Annotated in this window: 21 protein-coding genes; 19 read left to right on the top strand and 2 right to left on the bottom strand. The window is 54.0% G+C overall.

What is annotated here, in order from left to right:
- Nucleotides 1–69 precede the first annotated feature (69 nt).
- A complete protein-coding gene (gene spoVM / locus V4U84_RS12180; protein ID WP_036621610.1) occupies nucleotides 70–150 on the top strand; it encodes a stage V sporulation protein SpoVM in 81 nt (26 codons plus the stop codon).
- A gap of 98 nt (nucleotides 151–248) precedes the next feature.
- On the opposite strand, the gene rpmB is transcribed toward spoVM, so the two are convergent.
- Nucleotides 249–437: a 50S ribosomal protein L28 gene (rpmB, locus tag V4U84_RS12175; RefSeq protein WP_044479170.1), complete on the bottom strand. Its 189-nt coding sequence runs from the start codon at nucleotides 435–437 to the stop codon at nucleotides 249–251.
- A gap of 292 nt (nucleotides 438–729) precedes the next feature.
- On the opposite strand from rpmB, the gene V4U84_RS12170 reads away from it, so the two are divergent.
- The 17 genes from V4U84_RS12170 to V4U84_RS12090 all read left to right on the top strand — a co-directional run bounded on the left by V4U84_RS12170 (nucleotide 730) and on the right by V4U84_RS12090 (nucleotide 19,811).
- Nucleotides 730–1,089 carry an Asp23/Gls24 family envelope stress response protein gene (locus V4U84_RS12170; RefSeq protein WP_334071758.1) on the top strand — a complete coding sequence of 120 codons (360 nt, stop codon included), beginning with the start codon at nucleotides 730–732 and terminating at the stop codon, nucleotides 1,087–1,089.
- A 14-nt stretch (nucleotides 1,090–1,103) separates the two neighbouring features.
- Entirely contained in the window at nucleotides 1,104–2,882 is a 1,779-nt protein-coding gene (locus tag V4U84_RS12165; protein WP_334077268.1) for a DAK2 domain-containing protein, read from the top strand.
- Between the two features lie 29 nt (nucleotides 2,883–2,911).
- Nucleotides 2,912–3,781 (top strand): DegV family protein, encoded by an 870-nt coding sequence (locus tag V4U84_RS12160; RefSeq protein ID WP_334071755.1) that lies wholly within the window; start codon nucleotides 2,912–2,914, stop codon nucleotides 3,779–3,781.
- Nucleotides 3,782–3,848: 67 nt separating this feature from the next.
- Nucleotides 3,849–5,894 (top strand): ATP-dependent DNA helicase RecG, encoded by a 2,046-nt coding sequence (gene recG / locus V4U84_RS12155; protein WP_334071754.1) that lies wholly within the window; start codon nucleotides 3,849–3,851, stop codon nucleotides 5,892–5,894.
- 164 nt (nucleotides 5,895–6,058) lie between these two features.
- Entirely contained in the window at nucleotides 6,059–6,346 is a 288-nt protein-coding gene (locus V4U84_RS12150) for a stage VI sporulation protein F (RefSeq protein WP_334071753.1), read from the top strand.
- 299 nt (nucleotides 6,347–6,645) lie between these two features.
- The gene (locus V4U84_RS12145) at nucleotides 6,646–7,326 is read left to right on the top strand and encodes a TetR/AcrR family transcriptional regulator (protein ID WP_334071752.1); all 681 of its coding nucleotides are present in this window, start codon (nucleotides 6,646–6,648) and stop codon (nucleotides 7,324–7,326) included.
- A 31-nt stretch (nucleotides 7,327–7,357) separates the two neighbouring features.
- Nucleotides 7,358–8,104, top strand: coding sequence for a type I methionyl aminopeptidase (map, locus tag V4U84_RS12140; protein WP_334071751.1), 747 nt, complete (start codon nucleotides 7,358–7,360; stop codon nucleotides 8,102–8,104).
- A gap of 209 nt (nucleotides 8,105–8,313) precedes the next feature.
- Nucleotides 8,314–8,700, top strand: a complete 387-nt coding sequence (locus tag V4U84_RS12135; protein ID WP_334071750.1) for a YhjD family protein — start codon at nucleotides 8,314–8,316, stop codon at nucleotides 8,698–8,700.
- A complete protein-coding gene (locus V4U84_RS12130; RefSeq protein ID WP_334071749.1) occupies nucleotides 8,697–9,935 on the top strand; it encodes a DNA polymerase IV in 1,239 nt (412 codons plus the stop codon). The genes V4U84_RS12135 and V4U84_RS12130 overlap by 4 nt, the downstream gene beginning before the upstream one ends.
- Nucleotides 9,932–10,261, top strand: a complete 330-nt coding sequence (locus tag V4U84_RS12125) for a YolD-like family protein (protein ID WP_334071748.1) — start codon at nucleotides 9,932–9,934, stop codon at nucleotides 10,259–10,261. Before V4U84_RS12130 ends, V4U84_RS12125 begins: the two co-directional genes overlap by 4 nt.
- Nucleotides 10,262–10,978: 717 nt before the next feature.
- Nucleotides 10,979–13,204, top strand: coding sequence for a hypothetical protein (locus tag V4U84_RS12120; RefSeq protein ID WP_334077267.1), 2,226 nt, complete (start codon nucleotides 10,979–10,981; stop codon nucleotides 13,202–13,204).
- A 52-nt stretch (nucleotides 13,205–13,256) separates the two neighbouring features.
- Nucleotides 13,257–14,450 carry a HEAT repeat domain-containing protein gene (locus V4U84_RS12115; protein WP_334071746.1) on the top strand — a complete coding sequence of 398 codons (1,194 nt, stop codon included), beginning with the start codon at nucleotides 13,257–13,259 and terminating at the stop codon, nucleotides 14,448–14,450.
- A gap of 43 nt (nucleotides 14,451–14,493) precedes the next feature.
- Entirely contained in the window at nucleotides 14,494–15,870 is a 1,377-nt protein-coding gene (locus V4U84_RS12110; RefSeq protein ID WP_334072058.1) for a glycosyltransferase family 2 protein, read from the top strand.
- A gap of 95 nt (nucleotides 15,871–15,965) precedes the next feature.
- Entirely contained in the window at nucleotides 15,966–16,817 is an 852-nt protein-coding gene (locus V4U84_RS12105) for a response regulator transcription factor (RefSeq protein WP_334071745.1), read from the top strand.
- Between the two features lie 33 nt (nucleotides 16,818–16,850).
- Nucleotides 16,851–18,215, top strand: coding sequence for a nucleotide sugar dehydrogenase (locus V4U84_RS12100; RefSeq protein ID WP_334071744.1), 1,365 nt, complete (start codon nucleotides 16,851–16,853; stop codon nucleotides 18,213–18,215).
- A 34-nt stretch (nucleotides 18,216–18,249) separates the two neighbouring features.
- Nucleotides 18,250–19,155 (top strand): hypothetical protein, encoded by a 906-nt coding sequence (locus V4U84_RS12095; protein WP_334071743.1) that lies wholly within the window; start codon nucleotides 18,250–18,252, stop codon nucleotides 19,153–19,155.
- 146 nt (nucleotides 19,156–19,301) lie between these two features.
- Nucleotides 19,302–19,811, top strand: coding sequence for a Crp/Fnr family transcriptional regulator (locus tag V4U84_RS12090; RefSeq protein ID WP_334072057.1), 510 nt, complete (start codon nucleotides 19,302–19,304; stop codon nucleotides 19,809–19,811).
- 59 nt (nucleotides 19,812–19,870) lie between these two features.
- Here the strand turns inward: V4U84_RS12090 and hmpA are convergent, their stop codons facing one another.
- Complete coding sequence (gene hmpA / locus V4U84_RS12085) at nucleotides 19,871–21,088, bottom strand: NO-inducible flavohemoprotein (RefSeq protein ID WP_334071742.1); 1,218 nt, start codon at nucleotides 21,086–21,088, stop codon at nucleotides 19,871–19,873.
- A gap of 453 nt (nucleotides 21,089–21,541) precedes the next feature.
- Here hmpA and V4U84_RS12080 point away from each other — a divergent pair, with 453 nt between their 5' ends.
- Nucleotides 21,542–22,204: a YitT family protein gene (locus V4U84_RS12080; RefSeq protein WP_334071741.1), complete on the top strand. Its 663-nt coding sequence runs from the start codon at nucleotides 21,542–21,544 to the stop codon at nucleotides 22,202–22,204.
- The last annotated feature ends 25 nt before the right edge of the window (nucleotides 22,205–22,229 follow it).

Genomic DNA, 22,229 nt, shown 5'->3' with positions numbered 1-22,229 from the left:
AATACACGAGGAAGAGGCGCGAAACATACAATATGGGTGAAGGCATGAGAATGATGGGGAGGGTGAACGATGAAATTTTACACATTCAAGCTGCCTAAATTTTTGGGAGGTTTTGTTAAGGCTGTTTTGAACACGTTTCACAAAAACTAGGGCAGGCGCATCCCTGAAACGGATCAGAGAAATCGGGAAGCACCAAAAAAGCACCTCTACTAGAAAAGGTGCTTTTTGTCTATATGCTTATTTGAGCCTTACACGCGAGTCACTTTACCGGATTTCAAAGCCCGGGTGCTGACATATACGCGTTTCGGTTTACCGTCTACCAAGATCCGTACCTTTTGCACGTTCACGCCCCAAGAACGACGGTTACGGTTGTTGGCATGGGAAACATGGTTACCGCTGCTTGGCTTTTTGCCTGTTACATAGCATTTGCGAGACATTTCATTACACCTCCTGTTCCAAATACACCTGTCTTGAAATAAGGTTCATTATCAAGTTCACGGTTATTGTTCAACCCGGCCGTGAGGGCGGGTGATTTCCTGGACCCTGCCTACAGGCAGAGGAAACCTCATAAAACAATACTTAAATATAATATCATAGTAAAAAAAGCTCCGTCAACCGATCCGCAAACATTATTTCGGGGCTATTCCCATCTTTTATTTATTTCTCTTTATTCTTATAGTACAATATTGTTTAGTCCATAATAATTTCAAGGGAGGAGTGAGTGCAGACGTGGCTATACAATTGGATACTCCATATGGACGCATCGATATCTCGGATGAAGCGATCGCGGTTATCGCCGGATCGGCCGCCATGGAATGTTATGGACTCGTGGGAATGGCAAGCCGAAAGCAATTTAAAGACGGCATCGCCGAATTGCTGGGGCGCGAAAACTTGGCCCGCGGTGTGGAAGTCAAGCTGGATAATAACCGATTGGCAATTTATCTTTATATTATAGTCAGTTACGGCACGAAAATTTCCGAGGTAGCACACAACATCCAACAAAAAGTGAAATACGTGTTGAATGAAGTCGTCGGGCTTGAGGTGGCCGAGGTGGGCGTCGTCGTTCAAGGCGTACGTGTATCAAGCTAGGAAGGGGAATTCTCTTGAGTAAGCGTTCTATTAATGGAACAGATTTTACCGCCATGGTCCTTGCCGGGGCGGAGCGTTTGAGCCGGCATGCCGAGCATGTCAACTCCCTGAACGTATTTCCGGTTCCCGATGGGGATACCGGGACCAATATGAATCTAACGATGACAGCCGGCGTGGCCGAGCTGAAAAATAACGGAACGGGCGGCGTAGGCAGCCGGGCGGGCGTTTTGTCCAAAGGGTTGCTGATGGGCGCGCGTGGAAATTCAGGGGTTATTCTTTCCCAGTTATTCCGCGGTTTCAGCCGTTCCGTTGCCGCTTACGATGAACTGAATACTGTTCAGTTTGCCGCAGCTCTGCAAAACGGCGTTGATACCGCTTATAAAGCGGTGGTGAAGCCGGTGGAAGGAACGATTCTTACCGTGGCCAAGGAAGCCGCCAAGCATGCGGTATTTTATGCCCGTCGCACCACGGATATCACCGAGCTGATGACCGAAGTCCTGGGCAAAGCCAAGGAAGCGCTGGCCAGCACGCCGGAGCTTCTGCCTGTCTTGAAACAGGTAGGCGTCGTCGATTCGGGCGGCCAGGGACTGGTATATATTTATGAGGGATTTCTGGAGCAATTGACCGGCAAAGTGCAGCCGTACATACCTGCTCAGGAAGCGGCAAGCGGAGCCTTGTCTCCGGCGCGCCCGGTTGAGGCGCCGGCAGCGGCCGTCAACCATCCTGCCCATCACGCGTCCGCACAAGCCCAATTGGATACTGAGGATATCGAGTTTTTATACGATATGGAATTTTTCATCAACCGTAAGCTGGGCGCCGGACCGGGGAGCAATTTCGATGAGGATCAGTTCCGGAAAGCGCTGTCAGTGAACGGCGATTCGATTATCGTGATCGCCGATGACGAAGTGATCAAGGTCCATGTCCATTCCAAAGAGCCAGGCGAAGTGCTGAATCTGGCACTGCGCTACGGGGAAATTACGCAGATTCACATTTTGAATATGCGCGAGCAGCACCGCGATCTGTTGACCGCGGGGATGGATGCGGCACCGATGCCGGAACTGTTTGCCGAAATCCCGGCCGAACCGGTCCGCGAAAATGATCCGGCCGAACTGCCGGCCCACGAGATCGCACCTTATGGATTTATCGCCGTGGCTTCCGGGCAAGGGATTACGGATATTTTCAAAAGCCTGGGCGTCGACGTCGTTCTGTCGGGCGGTCAAACGATGAACCCGAGCACCGAGGATTTCGTGAAGGCCATTCATTCGATTTCGGCACAGCACATTTTTGTCCTACCCAACAATTCCAACATTGTGCTTGCGGCGCAACAAGCCAGAGATCTGCTGGAAGGGGAGCGCAGCGTGACGGTCATTCCGAGCAAAAGCATTCCGCAAGGAATTGCCGCGGCATTTGCCTTCCAGGAAGAGGAGAGCGCCGAGAGCAACTCGGACAATATGATCCGCGCCGTGCAGCATGTAAAGACGGGACAAGTCACTTACGCTGTGCGGGACACGGTGTTCGACGACCTGGAAATTACCGCGGGCCATTATATCGGCATTACGGATTCCAAAATTGTAAGCACGGAGGAAGGGCTGCTGGAGACAAGCCAAGCGCTGCTTGCGAAAATGCTGGCCGGCGGAGACGAAATCGTTACGATTCTGGTCGGGGAAGAAGCCACTCCGGAAATCACCGGACTTCTTTCCGCCTGGATTCATGATACTTATCCCGATGTTGAAGTAGAAGTACACAACGGCGGCCAGCCGATTTATTATTATCTGTTCTCTGTCGAATCTTAAGGCGGGGAAAGAGAAGAGGGGGATTCTATTTGAAGCAGGCTGTTATCGTTGCCGACAGTACGGCCGATGTTCCAAAGAGCATGGTGGAGGAATATGGGATTCACATCGTGCCGATGCGGCTCGCCTTTGGAGACGAGTCCTATCTGGAAGGCATCGACATTACCGCCTCGGAGTTCTACGATAAACTTACCAAGTCCCGTGAACTGCCGACGACTTCACAAACCTCTCCGTCCCAGTATGTTGAGGTATACCGGGAGCTGATGCGGAAGCACCCCGGTTCCCCGATCATTTCGATCCATATTTCTTCCGGCATGAGCGGAACGTACCAGTCGGCCCGGTTGGCCAAGGAAATGCTGGAAGAGGAGGCCGGGGAGCCGGCCGATATCACGGTCATCGACTCGCTGTGCGCGACATACGGGTTCGGCCTTCAGGTCGTTCTGGCCGCCCGGATGGCCAAGCAGGGCGCAACCGCCGAGGAAATCCGCGCCGAGGTGGAACGCGTCGGCAAAGGACGCAGATTGTATTTTCTGGTGGATGTGCTGGAATATTTGCAGAAGGGCGGCCGGATCGGAAAGGCGGCGGCCATTCTGGGAACGCTGCTCAACATTAAGCCGATTTTGTCGGTAGACCGGGAAGGCATTATTTATGCGGTCGACAAAGTCAGGGGTCACAAAAAGGCGGTATCCCGCGTGATCGAGCTGTTCAAAAAGGACTTTGGTGATCACAAGGATGTTCATATCGCGGTCTGCGACGCGGTAAACCCGGAAGGGGCCGAGGAGATCATCCGGCTGATGTCCGAACACTTTACATTGCATGAGGTAGTCCGCACAAGCATTGGAGCGGTGGTCGGCACCCATGTGGGACCGGGAACCGTGGCCGTGTTCGTGTGGCCGGCCTAGAACCCCGGATGGAGCGTGACCCTTCGCGGGATATCATGCATCAGGGTTGTTAAAGCGAGGGATCTAGATGAACTTAAACGACATCCCGGTAAAGCAAGTCAACGGCGTGAGTGCTCTTAAAGCAGAAGAGCTTCACGCCTTTGGCATCTTTACGGTGAACGATTTGATCGAATATTATCCGTTCCGTTACGAAGACTACCGGCTTCGCTCTTTAACGGAGGCGAAGGACGGGGATAAAATTACCGTCCAGGCCAAAATTATGGGCGTCCCCGTGCTGCAGCGTTACGGCAAAAAATCCAGAATGACCTGCAAGATGGTAGCCGAGGACTGGATGTTTACGGCGACGTGGTTCAACCGCCATTTCCTGCGGAGCGAGCTGACGGCGGGGCGGGATATTATTTTGACGGGCAAATGGGATTTGCGGCGCAGTCAGATGACGGTGTCCGAATCGGAATTCCCGGATAAAGGGACGATGCGAAGCGGGAGCCTGCAGCCGGTCTACTCCGTCGGCGGCAAGATTACACAGGCGTGGATGCGCAAAACGATCGGGCAGGCACTGCAGCAGTATGGGGAGATGATTCCGGAGAATCTGCCGCCGGAGCTGCTGCGTCAGTATGATCTGATGGCCCGGCGCCGGGCGATCCAGCGGATTCACCAGCCCCAGGACAGCGAGGAAGGCCAGCAGGCCCGCCGCCGGATGGTCTATGAGGAGCTGTTTCTGTTCCAATTGAAGCTCCAGGCCTACCGGGCCATGAACCACGAGCGGATGGACGGCGTCAAGCATGAGGTCGACAATGCGACCGTGCGCGAATTCGTGCGCAGCCTGCCCTTTGAGCTGACGGATGCGCAGAAAAAGGTCGAGCTGGAGATTCTGAAGGACATGCGCTCGCCATATTGCATGAATCGGCTTCTGCAAGGGGATGTCGGCTCGGGAAAAACGGTGGTAGCCGCGATCGCGCTGTTTGCGGCGGTTAAATCCGGGCACCAGGGTGCTTTTATGGTGCCGACGGAAATTTTGGCCGAGCAGCATATGCGCTCGTTGACCCGGTTGTTCGAGCCGTTCGGCATTACCGTCGGCCTGCTGACGGGCAGCGTGACAGGACGGAAGCGCAAGGACTTGCTGGCTTCGCTGCAGATGGGCATGACGGATATCGTCGTCGGCACGCATGCGCTGATTCAGGAGGATGTGTTTTTTCGTTCACTCAGCCTGGTCGTCACGGATGAGCAGCACCGCTTTGGCGTAAATCAGCGGAGCATCTTGCGGCGCAAGGGCTTCAATCCGGACGTGCTGACGATGACCGCCACGCCGATTCCGCGGACGCTGGCGATCACGGCTTTCGGGGACATGGACGTATCCACCCTGTCGGAACGGCCGAAAGGGCGGAAGCCGATTTTGACTTACTGGGTCAAGCAAGAGATGATGGACCGGGTCCTCGGGTTTATTTCGCGGGAAATCACGCAGGGACGGCAGGCCTATCTCATCTGTCCGCTGATTGAGGAATCGGAGAAGCTGGATGTGCAGAACGCCATCGACCTGTATGTCGGCATGCAGCAGGCCTTCCCGGATTTCAAGGTCGGCCTGCTGCACGGACGGATGACGGCCGCGGAGAAAGACGAAGTGATGCGCGCCTTCTACGACAACGAAGTGCAGCTGCTCGTCTCGACGACGGTCGTCGAGGTCGGCGTGGACGTGCCGAACGCGACGCTGATGATCGTCATGGATGCCGACCGCTTCGGTTTGTCGCAGCTGCACCAGCTGCGCGGCCGCGTAGGCCGGGGGGAGCACGCGTCCTATTGCGTGCTCATCGCCGATCCGAAGTCGGAGGTCGGTCAGGAACGGATGAAGGTCATGACCGATACGGACGACGGCTTCGAAGTGGCCCGGCGGGACCTGGAGCTGCGCGGTCCCGGGGATTTCTTCGGCACCAAGCAGAGCGGGGTTCCGGAGTTTCGAATCGCGGACATGGTCAGCGATTATGCCGTGCTGGAGGCGGCGCGGGACGATGCCGCCCGGCTGGTCGGCGACCCGTCCTTCTGGACGTCGCCGCAGTATGAACCGCTGCGGGAGTTTTTGCGGCGGGAGCAGATTTTGCAGGGCGAGCTGATCGATTAGCCCGGCAATCCCCAAAATACCACGCCATCAGGGGCGTGGTATTTTCGTCTGCGATCCGACGCAGTAGGGAGGGACGCCGTCCCTGTTTTTTTCGGCACTATGTACAGCCATTCCCGCATATAAGTAGAGAGAAGGCCTTGAGGGACGGGAGGTGTAGAGTGCCGTTGAGTTATCATCAATATGGAATCAGTCCGCAGCTGGTGGAACGGGTCAAGCTGAAAATGAAGAATCCGGCGACCAAAGAGCGGGTGAAAAAACTGGTGGAAGGGTTGACCAAAGCCGACCTGCAGGATCGTGTCAAGGTTCGCCGGCTGGTCAAATCGGCAGCCGCGCTGCTGAACGAAAGGTTGAGCGGCGTCCAGGAGGAGCAGATCGTTCAATTTGTTGTGGCCCAAAGAATCGATCCGCAGAGCACGCTCCACTTGATCAGGCTGTGGAGCATGTTTCGCTAGACTTCAAACATATGTCTTCTTGCCGAAGCCATTGTCGGCAAACTCGGTCAGCCGGAATGTTCCGGCTGATTTTTCATTAACGGAAGGTAAGGGGAATTGGGGCGATGGGTCTGTCCGGTGTAAAGGTTAGGTAGTGCGTTAACGGGATTTTAACCGGAGATGCGGGAACGATAAATTTAATGGGCATGTAAAAATGAAGGTTAGGTTGGAGAATTGCCCTTGCGTAGAGAGAAGATTTGTTGTATTTTTAAATTGACATGGTAGTAGGTCGAAAATAAAACGCAGGTGGTGACACATCCATGACCCCTCGGACGAAGGAACAGAACGAACAGATCCGGAACCTTCGGATGTCGCAGATATTAAGGGCGGCGGCCGATGTTTATCTCGATCGGGGCCTGCTGATGGAGATCCGCGATGTGGCCGCTGAGGCCGGATTGGGCTACGGAACGGTCTACCATTATTACAAAAATAAAACCGATCTCCTGCATGATTTGCTGCTGCAGGCGATGAGCCGGGCGGAGGAGATGCTGGCGGCAGGGCTACCTGTGGCCGGCGCCGCCAGCGGCGCTCGGGCGCCGGCCGTGTCCGGGCGGGGCCTTTACGCGGACGCGCAGGCCGCCCCCCGCACGGCCGCAAACGGAGCGGAGCCGCCGCAGAGGGCCCTCGCCGTCAAACTGCTCCAGGCCTGGGCGGACGACCATGCCCTTTACTTGGCCTGCCGCCTGGGGAGCGAGCAATTCCGCCCGCTTCCCGAAGCGCAGGCGGAGCGGCTCGCGGCCGCTTTCCGCGAGCAGGTGCTGCGCCCGTTGGCCGCGATTCTCGGCGTCCTCCCCACCGGCCCGCAAGCGGCGGCGGACGGCGGGGATCCCGGCCGCCGGGCCGAATGGCTGCTCGCCGCTTTGACCGGCTGCGCCTTGGCCCCACTCCGCCGGGGGACGCTGCGCGACGAGGCGGTCCAGATCGCGGGATTTTTATTTTGAATTTCATTTTTTGTAGAGTGGAGCGAAGGCAATGATTATGTTGAAATCCCCCAGGGAAATCGAAGAAATGAAAGCGGCGAGCCAGATTGTGGCCGATTGCCACAGAGAGGTCGCCAAACTGATCGAGCCTGGCATCACCACGCTCGAGATCAACAATTTTGTCGCCAAGCACATCATTAAATTGGGCGGCAAGCAGTTTACCAAAGGCTACAACGGATTCCCCGCGGAAACCTGCGCCTCGGTCAATGATGTGGTAGCTCACGGCTTTCCGTCCTCCAGACCGCTGCAGGAAGGCGATCTGCTCAAGCTGGATATCGTGGCGGAATACGGCGGCTGGTTCGGCGACTCCTGCTGGTGTTATACGATCGGCAAGCCCAGTCCTGCCGTGGAGCGCTTGCTCAAGGTCACCAAGGAATGCCTCGAGCTGGGCATTGCGCAGGCGATTCCGGGCAACCGGCTCGGGGATATTACCTCGGCCATCCAGAAGCACGCGGAATCGCACGGGTATTCCGTAGTCCGCGACCTTCTGGCCCACGGGATCGGCCGCTCGCTGCATGAAGAGCCGAGCTACGAGCATGTCGGGGTCGCCGGAAAAGGCGTGCGGCTCAAGGAAGGCATGGTTTTTACGATCGAGCCGATGATCAACGAAGGAACTTTCCGGATATCAATCGATGCGGACGGATGGACGGCCAGGACGGCGGACGGCAAACTTTCGGCCCAGTACGAGCATACCGTGGCGCTGACCGCAGATGGACCGCTTATTTTGACCGCTCACTGATTAGCGGGGAGAGAAACAAAGGCCGGGGAACCGAGGACAACAGGTTCTCGGCTTTTTTTATGCGTATTGTCTGTAGCCCCAGTTCCCTGCTTTATATCCAGCAATAACCTGTTGTCAAAGGGAATGTTTGTTCGTATTATGAATATAATAAGAACAAACGTTCTTATGGAAGGTGAAAGTATGGGATGGGTTGTTAGGAGTGGGGACGCATGAAGAAAATTCCTTGGCAAACGCCGGAAGAGGCGGAATTCGTGAAGGACTACTTGCTGCTCCCCCTGATGCTGGATGTGCTGGAGCGGGACCGGATCGCGATGGGCAGGGCGGGCTTGAAAATGCCGGAGGTCTACGGTGTTCTGATCCGGCTGTTGCAGGAGGCGGTTACCGCCGACTTGGCCCAAGCCCGGAAAGGAATGAGGGAACACGGGATGAAGGTATACGAAGAACGGCGTACTTCATTGGGAATGGAAGCGCGGTATCTCTGCCGGGGCTACCATTATGAATTTTCTATGCTGTGGGGGCTCATCAGAGCGGAGATGCTGCAGCGGTTTTGCGCTTATTTGGGCATTGACATTGCGGAGATGGGGATAGGGTCATGAAGGCGGACGAGCGAATCGTGATGCTGGGAGACTGCCAGTCCTTTTATGCGAGCGTGGAAAAAGCGGACCACCCCCAATACAAGCACCGCCCGCTGGTCGTCGCCGGGGATCCGGAGCGCCGCTCCGGTATCGTGCTTGCGGCCTGCCCCAAAGCCAAGCAGTACGGGATTACGACGGCCGAAACGCTGGGCACGGCGCTGGCTAAATGCCGGGACCTTGTCGTGATGCGGCCGCGGATGGAGCGGTATATCCAGGTCTCGATGCAGATTACGGACATTATGAAGCAGTTCACGGACCTGGTTGAGCCTTACAGCATCGATGAGCAGCATCTGGATGTTACCGGGAGTCTTGCCTTGTTCGGCGATCCCATCTTGCTGGCCCGCCAAATTCAGGAGGAGATTCGGAGAAGGACGGGGGTATATACCCGGTTTGGCATTAGCTATAACAAGGCAGTCAGTAAAATGGCCTGTGATAATTTCGCCAAAAAAAATGCGGACGGCATCTTTGTTCTGTCTAAAGAAAAGTTGCCGGAGAAGCTCTGGCCGCTGCCGATCCGGAATATGTTCATGGTCGGGTCCCGGATGGAGCGCCACTTTCAGCGGATGGGCATCCGCACGATCGGACAGCTTGCGGCGACGCCGCTATCCCGGTTGCGGCAGCGCTGGGGCGTAAACGGCGAAGTGCTGTGGCGCATCGCCAACGGGATCGACCCTTCGCCTGTGAATCCGGGCAGCCACCAGGGCGAGAAATCCGTCGGCCATGAAATGACGCTGCCTCGCGATTACCACACGCTCCGGGAAATTGCGGTCCCGCTCCTGGAGCTGACCGAGCTTGTCTGCCGGCGCTGCCGTGACAAGGGGTACATGGGCGGCGTAGTGAGCGTGGGCTGCCGGGGAGCGGATTTCGATCATCCGACGGGATTTTCCCGCCAGATGAAGCTGGGGGATCCGACGAATATCACCAACCAGATTTATCCTGCGGTGATGAGCCTTTTTCGCCGACATTGGGACGGCCAGCCCGTGCGGAAGGTGGGGGTGACCCTGTCGGGGCTGGTGCGGGACGATGAGTATCAGCTGCTGCTTTTTGACGAGCGCCCCAAATATCAGGCTTTGGAGAAGGCCACGGATGAAATCAAACGGAAATACGGGGAATCGGCGATATTGCGGGCGGTTTCCCTGACCGCACCAGGCCAGGCCCGGGATCGGGCCGGCAAGATAGGAGGGCATTACCGGTGAAAGGAAAGCTGCACGGCAACGGGCTGTGGGAGTCGTCGAGAATGATGCTCCCCGAGCATAAAGAAGCGATTTTAGAATATAACCGCAGATTACACCGACATGCGCGTGTCCTATTGGATGAGCAGGAGATGGAGGAAATTTCCCGGCGGATTGCCCGGTCGTTAAGAGAGCATCGAGAGATTGGCTTGAAGCTTTACGGAGAATTCGAGGGCCGGCGGGTCCGGGGAGTTGTGGAGGCAGTGCGGCCGGGGGAGCGCCGTTTCCGGCTGAATACGGGTAAGGACGTGGAATGGATCGCGTTTACGGATATCGTTTCGGCGGAATGACAACGGGAGAAGAAACGGAAAAGAACTTTGAACAGCCAAAGGGCTGTTCTTTTTTTGTCCAGGGATTGGAGCAGGAGGCGCAGAGAAAGAAAAAAACGGGAATGAAGTCCTCTGCAAATCTGGGAAGGAAGTCGCTAATCCGGATAAAATGCAGATCGACCGAAAATGGGGTGAAGGTGGGTCAATCAACCAAAGGGCCTAAAATGGGACCAAGGTATGCTTTTTATCACATGGACTGTAAACTTCAAACCTGCAAAAATCCGCGGTATTATGCGATTTTCAGCTAAGACTTAGGTATCAATTTTGTAACCTTTATGGAAATGCGTGTAAAAAAAGAGCGAAACTTCGAATTATTTGTTGCGTCTAACTAGGGCGAAAAGGCTCAGGCTACTTCTCGTGAAAACAATCGTTTGGAAATATCTCATGAAATGTAGGGGTTTTCAAAAGTGTTTTCACGAACAAACCAGGCAGGCGGTTGGGACAGGGGGATTCCTAATTTTGGGAAATAGGTGCCAAAGACGCGGCGGTTTTCCCGGAAAGGACCCAAAAACAAAACACTTCCATCAGCCTAGTTACATTCCATGTTCACTTGGGTAATGATAGAAGTAATTTCAGGAGTGGAGGTGTGTGAGGGACCGTACTGATCATCGCCTGCATACAAAAAGATAGCGAGGTGAAAAAAAGGGGTCAGCGATTTATTTGATCTCTTAAGGACCGATGACAAGATTAGCGCGAAAAAGGCTAGCCATTTGGATTGCGCTCGGCGCGGCCCTGATCGCCGGGGGGATTGCTTTATACTTATGGATGAAGCCGCCGATCCCTGTCAGCTCCGCCACTTCCGATGGGGCTAACATGAAATTCCAAACCTCGGGAGACAAGTTCATGGAATACCGGGGCGACGGGGTCTGGAAGGAGATCTTCGTAAAGGGCGTTAATTTGGGCGCGACGGTTCCCGGGCATTTTCCGGGAGAATTCCCGATCACCGAAGAGGATTATCTGCGTTGGTTCCAGCAAATTGACGATATGGGCGCCAACGTTATCCGGATTTATACGGTACACAATCCGGTGTTTTATAAGTCGCTGGTGAAATACAACCGGGATAAAGTAGACGACCCGTTGTATTTTATACAGGGAATCTGGTCTCCGGAGGAACAGCTGATCGAGCTGCAGGACGCGTACAATCCGGGGATTAAGGAAAAATTCCACAAGGAGATCGAAAAGGCGGTCAAAGCGGTATACGGCGATTTGAATATCGACCCGGTTCCCGGAGAATCGGGAGGAAAATATACCGCCAACGCAGGTCCTTTTCTGATGGGCTGGCACATCGGAACCGAATGGGATCCCGAGATGGTCGACAATACCAACAAAGTGCATGCGGGAACGGAACCTTACAAAGGCAAGCACTTTTCGGCCAAGGCGGATGCAAGTCCGTTCGAAAGCTGGCTCGCCGAACTGGTTGACCATACGGCCCAATTGGAGAAAAAATACGATTGGGAGCACCCGATCACCTTTACTAACTGGGTGACGACGGACGTGCTGAAGCATCCGGGGGAACCGCTGTTCGAAGAGGATCTGGCCAGCGTCGATGCGACGAAAATCGAGCCGGTCCACTGGGAAGCGGGATACTTTGCGGCGTATCACGTCTACCCGTACTATCCGGATTTCTTCCACCTTGATAAAACGCTGGAGACGATTCCGGAGGGGAACGATTATAACACGTACAAGGCGTATCTGAAGCAATTGAAGGCGCATTACAAGGATATCCCGGTCATGGTTACGGAATACGGTGTTCCTTCTTCGCTCGGCGTATCGCACTTGGGCCGCGGCGGACGAAATCAGGGCGGCCACAGTGAGGAGGAGCAGGGCGAAATCAACGTGTCTTTGACCAAGGACATCTACGATGAGGGGTATGCGGGTGCGATTCTGTTCATGTGGCAGGACGAATGGTTTAAGAAAACGTGGAACACGATGCGCTTTGAAATTCCGGAAGACCGGCGCTCGTACTGGCTGAACGTGCTGACCAACGAAAAACTTTTCGGTCTGCTGTCGCTGGGACCCGGCAAAGAGGACCAAATTGTCATCGACGGTAACTTGAACGACTGGGCCGCTTTGGGCGAAGGGGAAGTTAAGTCGTGGGGAAATCCTGCCCCCGGCATGAAGCAGCTCCGCGTAACGCATGACGAAGCTTACGTTTATGTGGGCATGACGCTGGAAAAGCCGTTTGATCCGAAAAGCAGTCAGGTGTACCTGGGCACTGATATTTTGCCCGGCGGCGACCAGCCGGTAACCGAACTGCCCGGCAAATCGCTGAGCGAAGGTCTGGAAGGCATGATCGTGGTCGGGGCGGACGAAGAAACCCAGGTGAAAGTAGCTCCGAGCTACGATTTCCACCAGCGCTTATACGGTCGATACGGTTACTGGATGCTGGAGGATCCGACTGCGGAACGGAAGAAACAGTTCCAGCCATGGAAACTGGCGGTGAGTTTGACGATGACGCCTCCCGATACCCGCTTTGCCAACCCGTTCAAGGATATGACGGTCGGCAAGCTGTTTAGGGGCACATCGGACCGGAACAGCGATGCGTTCAACTCGCTGACTTCATGGCAATACAGCGGCAATGAGGTAGAGCTGCGCATTCCATGGATGCTGCTGGGCTTCGCGGATCCGAGCTCTTTGCAGGTGATCGATTACGGACCGCTTAAGAAAGACCGCACCTTCGCCACGACGAAAACGCAAGGCATTACCTTCGTTCCGTGGATCAAAGACCGGGCCAGCGGAAACGTATCCTGGCCGGGAGGCGCAAGCGGAACGCTTGATCTGGGCGGACAGCCGAAATATACTTGGTCCCCTTGGGAAACGGTCAAATATACGGAGCATTTAAAGTCAGGCTACTATGCTTTGAAGGAGTTTTACGAAACTCTGCCGGATCACAGATCCCCATAGCTATGACGACACAGACCATCGTGCTTGTATCAGGAAGGAGGAGCTATTCTTTATGTATTCGCACCTTACCGTAGCGATCTATTTCGTTTACGGTTGCCTAGGATTAATTCTCACAGGGATACTGACGTTGTTCTGGAGCCGGATCAGAGCGATCCGCACGGCAAAGAAGACGGAGATGTATCTGCAGAAACATCAGGAATATTTCAGATTTGTTCAAACCCACTTGAACGGGGTTTCCGAATTGCCGCTGCCTCCGGGCAAGCTGACCCCACTGGAACGGCGGGTCATTCAGCAAAGGCTGATGGAATGGATCGAGCAGCTGAAAGGCGATTTGCGCGACAAGCTGATAAAGCTGTGTCATGATGCGGGGTTCGTCGACGACGATATCCAGCTCCTGGACAGCTTGCTCTACGGCCGGCGGATCGCGGCGGCTTACCGCCTCGGCGGAATGCGGGCGGCGGAAGCCGTGCCGAGAATGCTGCTCATGCTGGAGCAGCAAAAGTACAGCCCGCTGTCGATCGTGATCGCCCGCTCGATCGCCAAGTGCGCGGAACGCGAGGAGCAGCTTACGGAGATGCTGAAGCATCTGCTCCGGCACGGCAAGCCGATTCATAATCTGGCGGCGGATATCCTGACGGAAACGAGCCTGGATGCCAGCCGGCTTCTGCTGAAGCTGCTGGATGACGACAATCAAGACTTTGTCAAAGTGGCGCTCGTCGCCATGTGGGGGCAGGCCGTGCCAGAGGTTGTCCCTTCGCTGGACCGTCTGGTCGGAGCCGAGGAGAAAGAGGTACGGGCAAGCGCGGTCAAACTTTATTTAAGCTCTAATCCCGTTCTGAAGGACGAAACGATCCGTCAATTGATGTCGGACACGGATTGGGAAGTGCGGGCCGCCGTAGCCAAAGCGCTGGGCAATATGCATGCCGCCGGCAGCATGCCGCTGCTCCGTACGGCTCTGCAGGATCCGCATTGGCGGGTGCGCAACAACAGTGCGGAAAGCTTGGCCAAGCTGGGTGAAACCGGATTTGAGGTGCTGTGCCAAATCGCTAAGCACGGTTCCGGGGTCGAGCGCGAAACCGCTTTGTATTATGTGGAAAAGACGATGGCGCAAGAGGGCGAACATCAGAAGCTGGATCAGATGGTTGCCCACAACAAAAAGAAGCTGCTGTACGAACGGTATTTCGGCGTTGCCGACGCAAAGCCGGTTCGGCAGGTCGCAGCGGTCGGAGGGGATTATACTGCTTAGGGATATCTTGCTCATTTACGGCCTATTTGCGACGTACTACGTGATGACCGTAAATGTACTCTATTTTTCGATCATGACTTTTTCGTTCCGCAATATTATGACGATTTTCCGTCGGGCGGCGTATTCCAAGTACAATACGCTTTCCGGGTCCGAGCTGGTGCCGTCCATTTCTCTATTGGTTCCGGCGTATAACGAGGAACTGACGGTCATTGAAAATGTGAAATGTCTAATGACCCTGAATTACCCGACCTATGAGGTCATCGTCATCAACGACGGCTCCAGCGATGATACGCTCGGCGTGCTGCGGAGAGAATTCGGGCTTGAGCTGCTGCCGAATCCGGAGATGCGAAACTCGATCGACTGCCAGCCGATTAAAGCGGTCTATCACAATCCTCAGTATCCGCATCTGTATGTAATTGATAAACCGAACGGAGGCAAGGCCGATTCGCTCAACGCAGGCATTAATTTGTCCCACTATCCGCTGATTTCTTCCATTGACGCGGACTCCTTGCTGGAGAAGGACGCCTTGATCCGGATGGCGCGGATGTATATGGAGAACCCGGAAGAAACCGTGGCCATCGGCGGCGATGTTCGCATCGCAAACGGCTGCGTGATCGAGAACGGGGCGGTCAAGGAAATATCGCTGCCGCGTAAAATGTGGCCGATGTTCCAGGCGGTCGAATACCTCAAGGCCTTCCTTGGCGGCCGGATCGGCTGGAGCTCTATCAACGGCTTGATCATCGTGTCCGGCGCCTTCGGTCTTTTCCGCAAAGATTACGTCATTGCGGTCGGGGGCTACCGGGGCGGATATCCCGGAGAGGATATGAACATTATTATCAAGCTGCACCGCTATATGCTGGAAAACAAACTGAAATACCGCGTCGCCTTCTGTCCGGAGGCGGTCTGCTGGACCCAAGCTCCGGACACGTACCGGATTCTCTCCAACCAGCGCAAACGCTGGGGCCGGGGAAATCTTAAAAATATGATCGAAAACTACGACATGGCGTTCAATCCGAGGTACAAGGTGATGGGCCTGCTGACGATGCCTTACAACATTATTTTTGAGGCGCTGAACCCTTACTTCAAGATTACGGGTCTTCTGGCACTGATCGGTTACACGATGATGGATATGACGCATTGGCGAGTACTCGCGGTTTTCTGGCTGATCAACTTCCTCAGCGGCTATTTGCTCAGTATCGGGGCGCTGCTGCTGGAGGAATTGGCTTTCAAACGGTTTCGCAAGCTGTCCGACCTCGTTCGGATGATGCTTTATTCCATGTTTAAATTTTTCGGATACGCCCAGCTCGGCGGGCTGTGGCGGATTCAAGGGCACATTCAATATTTGCGCAACAACAACTCCTGGGGGACGATGACCCGGCAAAGCTGGCAAGAGAAGAGCGACAAGGCCAAACCGGCGTAATCCGCATTCCCTGAAGGGAGTTGATGCAGAGGTCAGAACCGGCCAAATCCTTGGCTGAGACAAAAATCTATTATAGAAAGAAGGCGGGATGAGAGATGCTGAATACGGCATTGCAAAGTAAGCAAGAGCAGACCAGCTTATATATGGACATCGAGCAAAGCGTAAAGGAAGCGACCTATGAAACCAACGGGATTTTGTTCATTTCTTGCGCAGGCGGGCCATCTTACTTGGAGAAGCAAGTGCGTGGCATTTTGGAATCCCAACCCGGGGTGAACCACAAGCTCTGGGGCGGCGAAGAGCCGGGCTCCCTGTTCATCCTTTTCCCGGGGCAGACGCTGGACGCGGTGCACTTTCAGGGGCTGCTACTCAAACAGCGGCTGCAGGAGAGCATTCCGGATTTGAATGCGCGGATAACCCTGACGAGCTTTCCCGAGAAAAAGCAACTCACGCAGGAAGTGCTGATTAAGATGGAAGACTCGGTGAAGCATCAGGCTTCCGGGGAAATCCACATTTTTACCCGTGAGGAAATGAAAACCATGCGCAGCCGCGTTTTGATTGTTGAGGGGGATGCGACAGTCCGCGAGTTTCTGGAAATTCGCCTGCAGATGCAGGGCTACGAAACCGCGGTGGCCGACAACGGCTTGTCCGCCCTGGAAATGATCGAGTCCTGGAAGCCTGATTTGGTCCTGACGGAGCTTAATCTTTATGGTATCGACGGTCTGCCCTATATACATCATATTCAACAGCTGCAAGTTCCCGTGGTGCCGAGAATCGTAGTCTTGACCGAGCAAAGGGTGGAGCAGACGATTAGCCTTTGCTTCCAAAACGGAGTGGACGATTATATCACCAAGCCGTTTTCACCTGTGGAACTGGATGCCCGTATTCGCCGTTCGCTGCATTCGTTGAGAATGGATCCGCAAGCTTTGTACTCCCAAAAGTTAAAATAAAAATCTATATAGACAAAAATGGAGGTTGGAGCAGTGAATAATCAATATCAGAAATTACTGGAAGCCATCGAATCGAAAAACGCAGTTTTGGGTGTGGTAGGTCTTGGGTATGTCGGCCTTCCTCTGGCTGTCGAAATGGTGAAGCAAGGATTTCGTGTAGTGGGTATTGACCTGGATGCCGCCAAAGTCGACAAACTTTATCGCGGGGAATCTTATATTCATGACATTTCTGACGAAACTCTCGGCGAAGTCTTGGCCACGGGACGGTTCAAGCCAACGGCGGACTATGCTTCCCTGCGTGAGATTGATGCGATCAGTATCTGCGTTCCGACTCCGCTCAGCGAAAATCAGGATCCGGATACCTCCTATATTGTAACGGTTGTGGAGCAAATCAAACGTTTCATGAAGAAGGGCATCCTGATCACCTTGGAAAGCACGACTTACCCTGGAACGACGGAAGAACTGATCCAGATGGAGCTGGAAAAGCTGGGGTATGTCGTGGGCGAGGATTTCTTCCTCTGCTTCTCCCCGGAACGTGTCGATCCTTCGAATACGAAATTCAATACCTTCAATACGCCAAAGGTAATCGGAGGAACGACGGAAGCCTGCCTGGCTTTGGGCACGGCGCTTTACAGCAAGTATGTTCAAACGGTCGTTCCCGTCAGTTCGCCAAAAGTGGCCGAAATGTCCAAACTTCTGGAGAACACGTTCCGCAGCGTCAACATTGCCTTTATTAACGAAATGGCCATGATGTGCGACCGGATGGGCATCGACATCTGGGAAGTGATCGACGCGGCGAAAACCAAACCGTTTGGATTCATGCCGTTTTATCCGGGGCCGGGAATCGGCGGGCATTGCATTCCGTTGGATCCGATGTACCTGTCCTGGAAGGCGAAAGGCTTCCGCTTCTATAGCCAGTTTATCGAATTGGCTCAATCGACCAATGACAATATGCCATATTATGTAGTTAACAAAACATCCAAAATTTTGAACGAATACGCGAAGTCGATCAAAAAATCGAACATCCTCATCCTGGGGATGGCTTACAAACCGGATATCAGCGACCTGCGCGAGTCGCCGGCTCTGGAGGTTTATGAACTTTACAAGGACAGCGGGGCGAAAGTGGAGTACTACGACCCTTACGCGACGAGCTTCCGCGACAAACACGGAATTAGTGTGCCAAGCGTGGCGTACGACCTGGAAAAATTCAAATCGTACGACTGCATTGTGCTGGTGACCAACCACAGCAACTTGGATTACGGAGCCATCGCTAACCTCGGCGTGCCGATCGTGGATACGCGCAACGCATTCCGCGATTTCCGCCTGCCGCACATTTACAAAATCGGCCATTCGGTACAATCGGTGGCTGAAACGAGCGAGGCTCTGATCGTCGGATAAGGGGTTTGCGTAGACACGGAAGGCGGTGATGAAAATGAAAAACGCTGGAGCGAACCGGAGAAGACGGCTTTGGATCCTGTGCGGAGGGATCGCGTTATCCCTTCTTCTGCTCGTCATCCGTCCTTCCCCCTCGGAAGCCAAGGCAACCTGGCTTTGGAATACGAAGCTGATCCAGCAAAACGGCGAAGATATCATTCATTTTGCCAAAAAGCAGCGCATAGAAGTTATTTTTTTGCAAATCAGCGGGGACGTGAAAGAGGAGAGTTACCGGGACTTCGTACGTCTGGCTTCCTCAGAGGGCTTGGAGGTTCATGCGTTGAATGGACAGCCGGAATGGGCCTTGCAAAAATACCAGCAAGAAGCGAATAAATTCCTCGAATGGGTTAAGGAGTACAACCGGAAAGCGGCACCGGAGGAAAAGTTCGCCGGCATACAGTTCGATGTGGAACCTTACCTGCTGGATAATTGGGAGCGGCGCAAGGCATCCATCGTTGAGCAGTGGGTGGAAAATATCCGGGTCTGGATCGAAGCGGGCAAAGGCAGCGATTTTGAAATTGGCGCCGCTGTTCCCTTCTGGTTGAACGATATGAACTATCCCGGATCCAAAACACGGCTAAACCAGTGGATGCTGGAAAAGTTTGACTATGTGGCCATCATGTCCTATCGGGATGAGGCGGACCGGATCTATCAGGCGGCCCGGGCGACCCTGGAGGAAGGAGACCGCAAGAAGAAACAGGTATGGGTCGGAGTCGAGGTTGGGCAGAGCAAGGAAGGGCCGGGCGTGTCGTTTCACGAAAAACCGTTCGTCTCTCTGATCGGAGAAATGAATAGACTGGTGAAGCTGATGAAGGATCATTCCTCCTTTGCCGGCATTGCGGTTCATAGCTACGAGCCTTGGAGAAACAAGCAGGGCCTGTGGGAACAATCGCTTAAGGAATGAAGCGTTCAGCCATACCACAACCCGGAGCGCAAGGGCTCCGGGTTGTTCGCATTTAAGAGGCAAGAATAGGGAAAGGCGGGAGGAAGACATTTATATTTTTTGCTATAATGATAAGTGATAGTGTCTACGGGAAATGGAGCGATGACATGATTTTGCATAAAGGAGAAATCTTATTTCGCCAGGGTGATGAAGGGCTGTTTTTGTACCATATCAAGAGCGGCCTGTTTAAAGTAACCCGGCTGCATGAGAACGGCAATATGGTTCTGTTCAATATTTTGTATCCCGGTGAAACGGTTCCCCATCATTCTCTTATTTCGCCAAAAGAGACACATGGAACGGCCATTGCCCTGATGCGCAGCGAGGTGGAAGCCATCCCGGCGCAGGAATGGTACAGAGAATTGCAGGAGGATCCGAAGAAGCCGCTGGAGATCGCGCGGCTGCTTCAGGAGAAAGTCCGGTTTATGCAGGAACGACTGGATCATTTGACCGTCGGTACCCCGGCGGAGCGTTTGGAATTGCTCACCAAATGGCTGGGACAACACGCTCATGGCGTACCGCTGACGGAATACTTGACCCAGGAGGAAATCGGGCAATTGATCGGTGTCCGGCGCGAAACCGTGAACCGGCTGCTGCGGCAGCACGCGGCCTCGCAATAAAACAACCCCGGGAAAGAACCGCCCTTGCGGATCTTTCCCGGGGTTGTTTAATTTGGCGCTTAATTCAATTCATTCTCCAGACTGTCCGCCGGTCCGAAAAATTCAAAATGAATCCGTTCCTGCGGCACGCCCCATTCCTTGAGCGCGCGGTTGATCGCCCGCATAAAGGGAACGGGACCGCAGAAATAGAAATCCGCTTCGGGGCCCGCGACCGATTGGAGCCAAGGCAGGTCGATGTAACCGGTCTTGTTGCAGCTTTCGCCCGGAGCCGGCGTCTCATAAATATGATAGGCGGTGAGCCGATCACTATGCTCCCGGGCCAACCGGTCGATATGGTCCTTCATGGCGTGGTGGCTGCCGCAGCGGGCGGCGTGAATGTAAGTTACTTTACGGCTGCCGCCTTTCTGAAGCAGCGTTTCCAGCATGCTGACCATCGGTGTCAAGCCAACCCCGCCGCTCAGCAGCACAACCGGCAAGGTTTGATTTTGGTCCAGCGTGAAATCTCCGGCCGGAGCGCTGATTTCCAGTAGATCGCCCTCTTGAATCCGGTTGTGCAAATAAGTGGATACAATGCCGGCAGGCTTATCGCCGATAGTATCTTCGCGCTTGACCGAGATCCGGTAGTAAGGCTGGCCGGGAGCCGCCGATAAACTGTAGTGGCGGAGATGCGTGAATTCCTGACCCTCCGGTTTGACGCGAACGGTGATATACTGACCGGGCTCATAGTCGGCGATCTCCTGACCGTCTTCGGGCTTCAGATAGAAGGAGGTGATCACGTCGCTCTCCTTGACTTTGCGGTCCACCACGAAACGGCGCCAGCCGCGCCAGCCCCCTTTTTTCAGCTCGGCTTCTTTGTACATTTCCGCTTCCACCGCGATGAACACATCCGCGATAACGCCGTAGGCTTTGGCCCAGGCATCGATAATTTCGTCCGTCGCGGCGTCGCCGAGCACGGTCTTGATCGCCGCAAGCAGGTTTTCTCCGACGATCGGATAATGCTCCGGGAGGATGCCCAGTGCGCGGTGCTTTTGGGCGATCCCGCGAACGACCGGGAGAATTTCCTCCAGCCGATCGATGTGGGCGGCCGCCGCGTAAACGGCGTTCGCCAGAGCGGTAGGCTGTTTGCCTTGACGCTGATTGGCGTGATTGAAGATGTTAAGCAGCTCGGGATGGTTTTTGAACATCATCTGATAGAATTGTTTGGTAATGGTCTGTCCGTGGACTTCAAGCACCGGAACGGTGGACTTGATTACTTCAATCGTTTTGGCATCTAACACGATCAAACCCTCTTTCTTTTAGCATATTCTATATTCCTTTACGTAATCAGTATAGGCAGCCCAATTACAGCAGAATTGTGAGTTCGGTCACATTAAAAATTTCCGAAATGTGAATTCAGAGAAAACGCAATGAAAATTATCACACTTTCGGGATAATTTAATATTTACCGGGAGCAGGCTGTTTAGTCATCATGGAGTCTGTGTTATAATAAAATTAGATAAAAAACAGAAAGGATCAGGATACCATGTGTTCCCGAAGGACGAATTCCCCAAGGACGATTTGGAAACGTTATGATCTCTCTTATACTTAGCTTCTTTCGTGGAGCGTCGGTTTACGGCCCACAACCCTACGAAAGAAGCGTGTGATGATGCGAAGGATGAAGTCCTCCAGGACCTTCTTTGGCGTAGGGTGTGGCTGTAAGGTCAACCAAACTACGATAAGAGGGATTCCGAATGAGGAAATGGACTGGTTGGAAGATTGACGTCAAGTCATGGATAACGATGTTGTTCGGTACGTTTATATTGGCATTTGCGTATTATCATATTAATTTTGAGAACGGCTTGTCCGAAGGCGGATTTGTCGGTTTGGCCCTGCTGGGAAAATATTTGCTGGATGTGCCTCCGGCGCTCTCGATGATCTTGATGGACATTCCGATTTTTATTGCGGCGCTGTTCTTGCGAGGCAGAACATTCATCGTGAATACGCTGCTGGCCTCAATGGCTTTCTCATTATTCTATGAACTTTGTGAGCGATTCTCGCCGCTGCATTTAAATCTCGGGTCCAATTTACCCCTGGCGGCGCTTCTGTCGGGCCTGCTTACCGGCTTCGGGGCGGGTCTGGTTATACGGAAAGGCGGCGCCACAGGCGGGGATGACATTTTGTCCCTGCTGATCAGCCAGTGGTCCGGCATCAAGATCGGAACGGTGTTTATTCTTCTCGATGCGGTGGTTCTTACCATTTCGCTGCTGTATTTACCGTTTAGAGAAACGATGTACACCGTGATGGCCGTTTTGATCGCCGGCAAGATGATCACCTGGACCGTGCATTACGGAAGAAGAGAGGCCGCACCGCGACGTGTTCCTTACGGCATGAAGAAGAAAACAGCTCGGGCTTGAAGCCCGGGCTGTTTTTTTGTGCATT

Source organism: Paenibacillus sanfengchensis, from assembly GCF_036864765.1.
GTDB classification, from domain to species: Bacteria; Bacillota; Bacilli; order Paenibacillales; family Paenibacillaceae; genus Fontibacillus; species Fontibacillus sanfengchensis.
The sequence above is the reverse complement of the archived record's forward strand: the minus strand, read 5'-3'. Positions and strand labels throughout refer to the sequence as shown.

Bases quoted from the DNA above. Each gene is read 5' to 3' on its own strand.
- spoVM (WP_036621610.1), top strand. From the start codon at position 70: ATGAAATTTTACACATTCAAGCTGCCTAAATTTTTGGGAGGTTTTGTT.
- rpmB (WP_044479170.1), bottom strand. From the start codon at position 437: ATGTCTCGCAAATGCTATGTAACAGGCAAAAAGCCAAGCAGCGGTAAC.
- recG (WP_334071754.1), top strand. From the start codon at position 3,849: ATGAACTTAAACGACATCCCGGTAAAGCAAGTCAACGGCGTGAGTGCT.
- V4U84_RS12145 (WP_334071752.1), top strand. From the start codon at position 6,646: ATGACCCCTCGGACGAAGGAACAGAACGAACAGATCCGGAACCTTCGG.
- map (WP_334071751.1), top strand. From the start codon at position 7,358: ATGATTATGTTGAAATCCCCCAGGGAAATCGAAGAAATGAAAGCGGCG.
- V4U84_RS12135 (WP_334071750.1), top strand. From the start codon at position 8,314: ATGAAGAAAATTCCTTGGCAAACGCCGGAAGAGGCGGAATTCGTGAAG.
- V4U84_RS12130 (WP_334071749.1), top strand. From the start codon at position 8,697: ATGAAGGCGGACGAGCGAATCGTGATGCTGGGAGACTGCCAGTCCTTT.
- V4U84_RS12120 (WP_334077267.1), top strand. From the start codon at position 10,979: ATGACAAGATTAGCGCGAAAAAGGCTAGCCATTTGGATTGCGCTCGGC.
- V4U84_RS12115 (WP_334071746.1), top strand. From the start codon at position 13,257: ATGTATTCGCACCTTACCGTAGCGATCTATTTCGTTTACGGTTGCCTA.
- V4U84_RS12110 (WP_334072058.1), top strand. From the start codon at position 14,494: ATGACCGTAAATGTACTCTATTTTTCGATCATGACTTTTTCGTTCCGC.
- V4U84_RS12105 (WP_334071745.1), top strand. From the start codon at position 15,966: ATGCTGAATACGGCATTGCAAAGTAAGCAAGAGCAGACCAGCTTATAT.
- V4U84_RS12095 (WP_334071743.1), top strand. From the start codon at position 18,250: ATGAAAAACGCTGGAGCGAACCGGAGAAGACGGCTTTGGATCCTGTGC.
- V4U84_RS12090 (WP_334072057.1), top strand. From the start codon at position 19,302: ATGATTTTGCATAAAGGAGAAATCTTATTTCGCCAGGGTGATGAAGGG.
- V4U84_RS12080 (WP_334071741.1), top strand. From the start codon at position 21,542: ATGAGGAAATGGACTGGTTGGAAGATTGACGTCAAGTCATGGATAACG.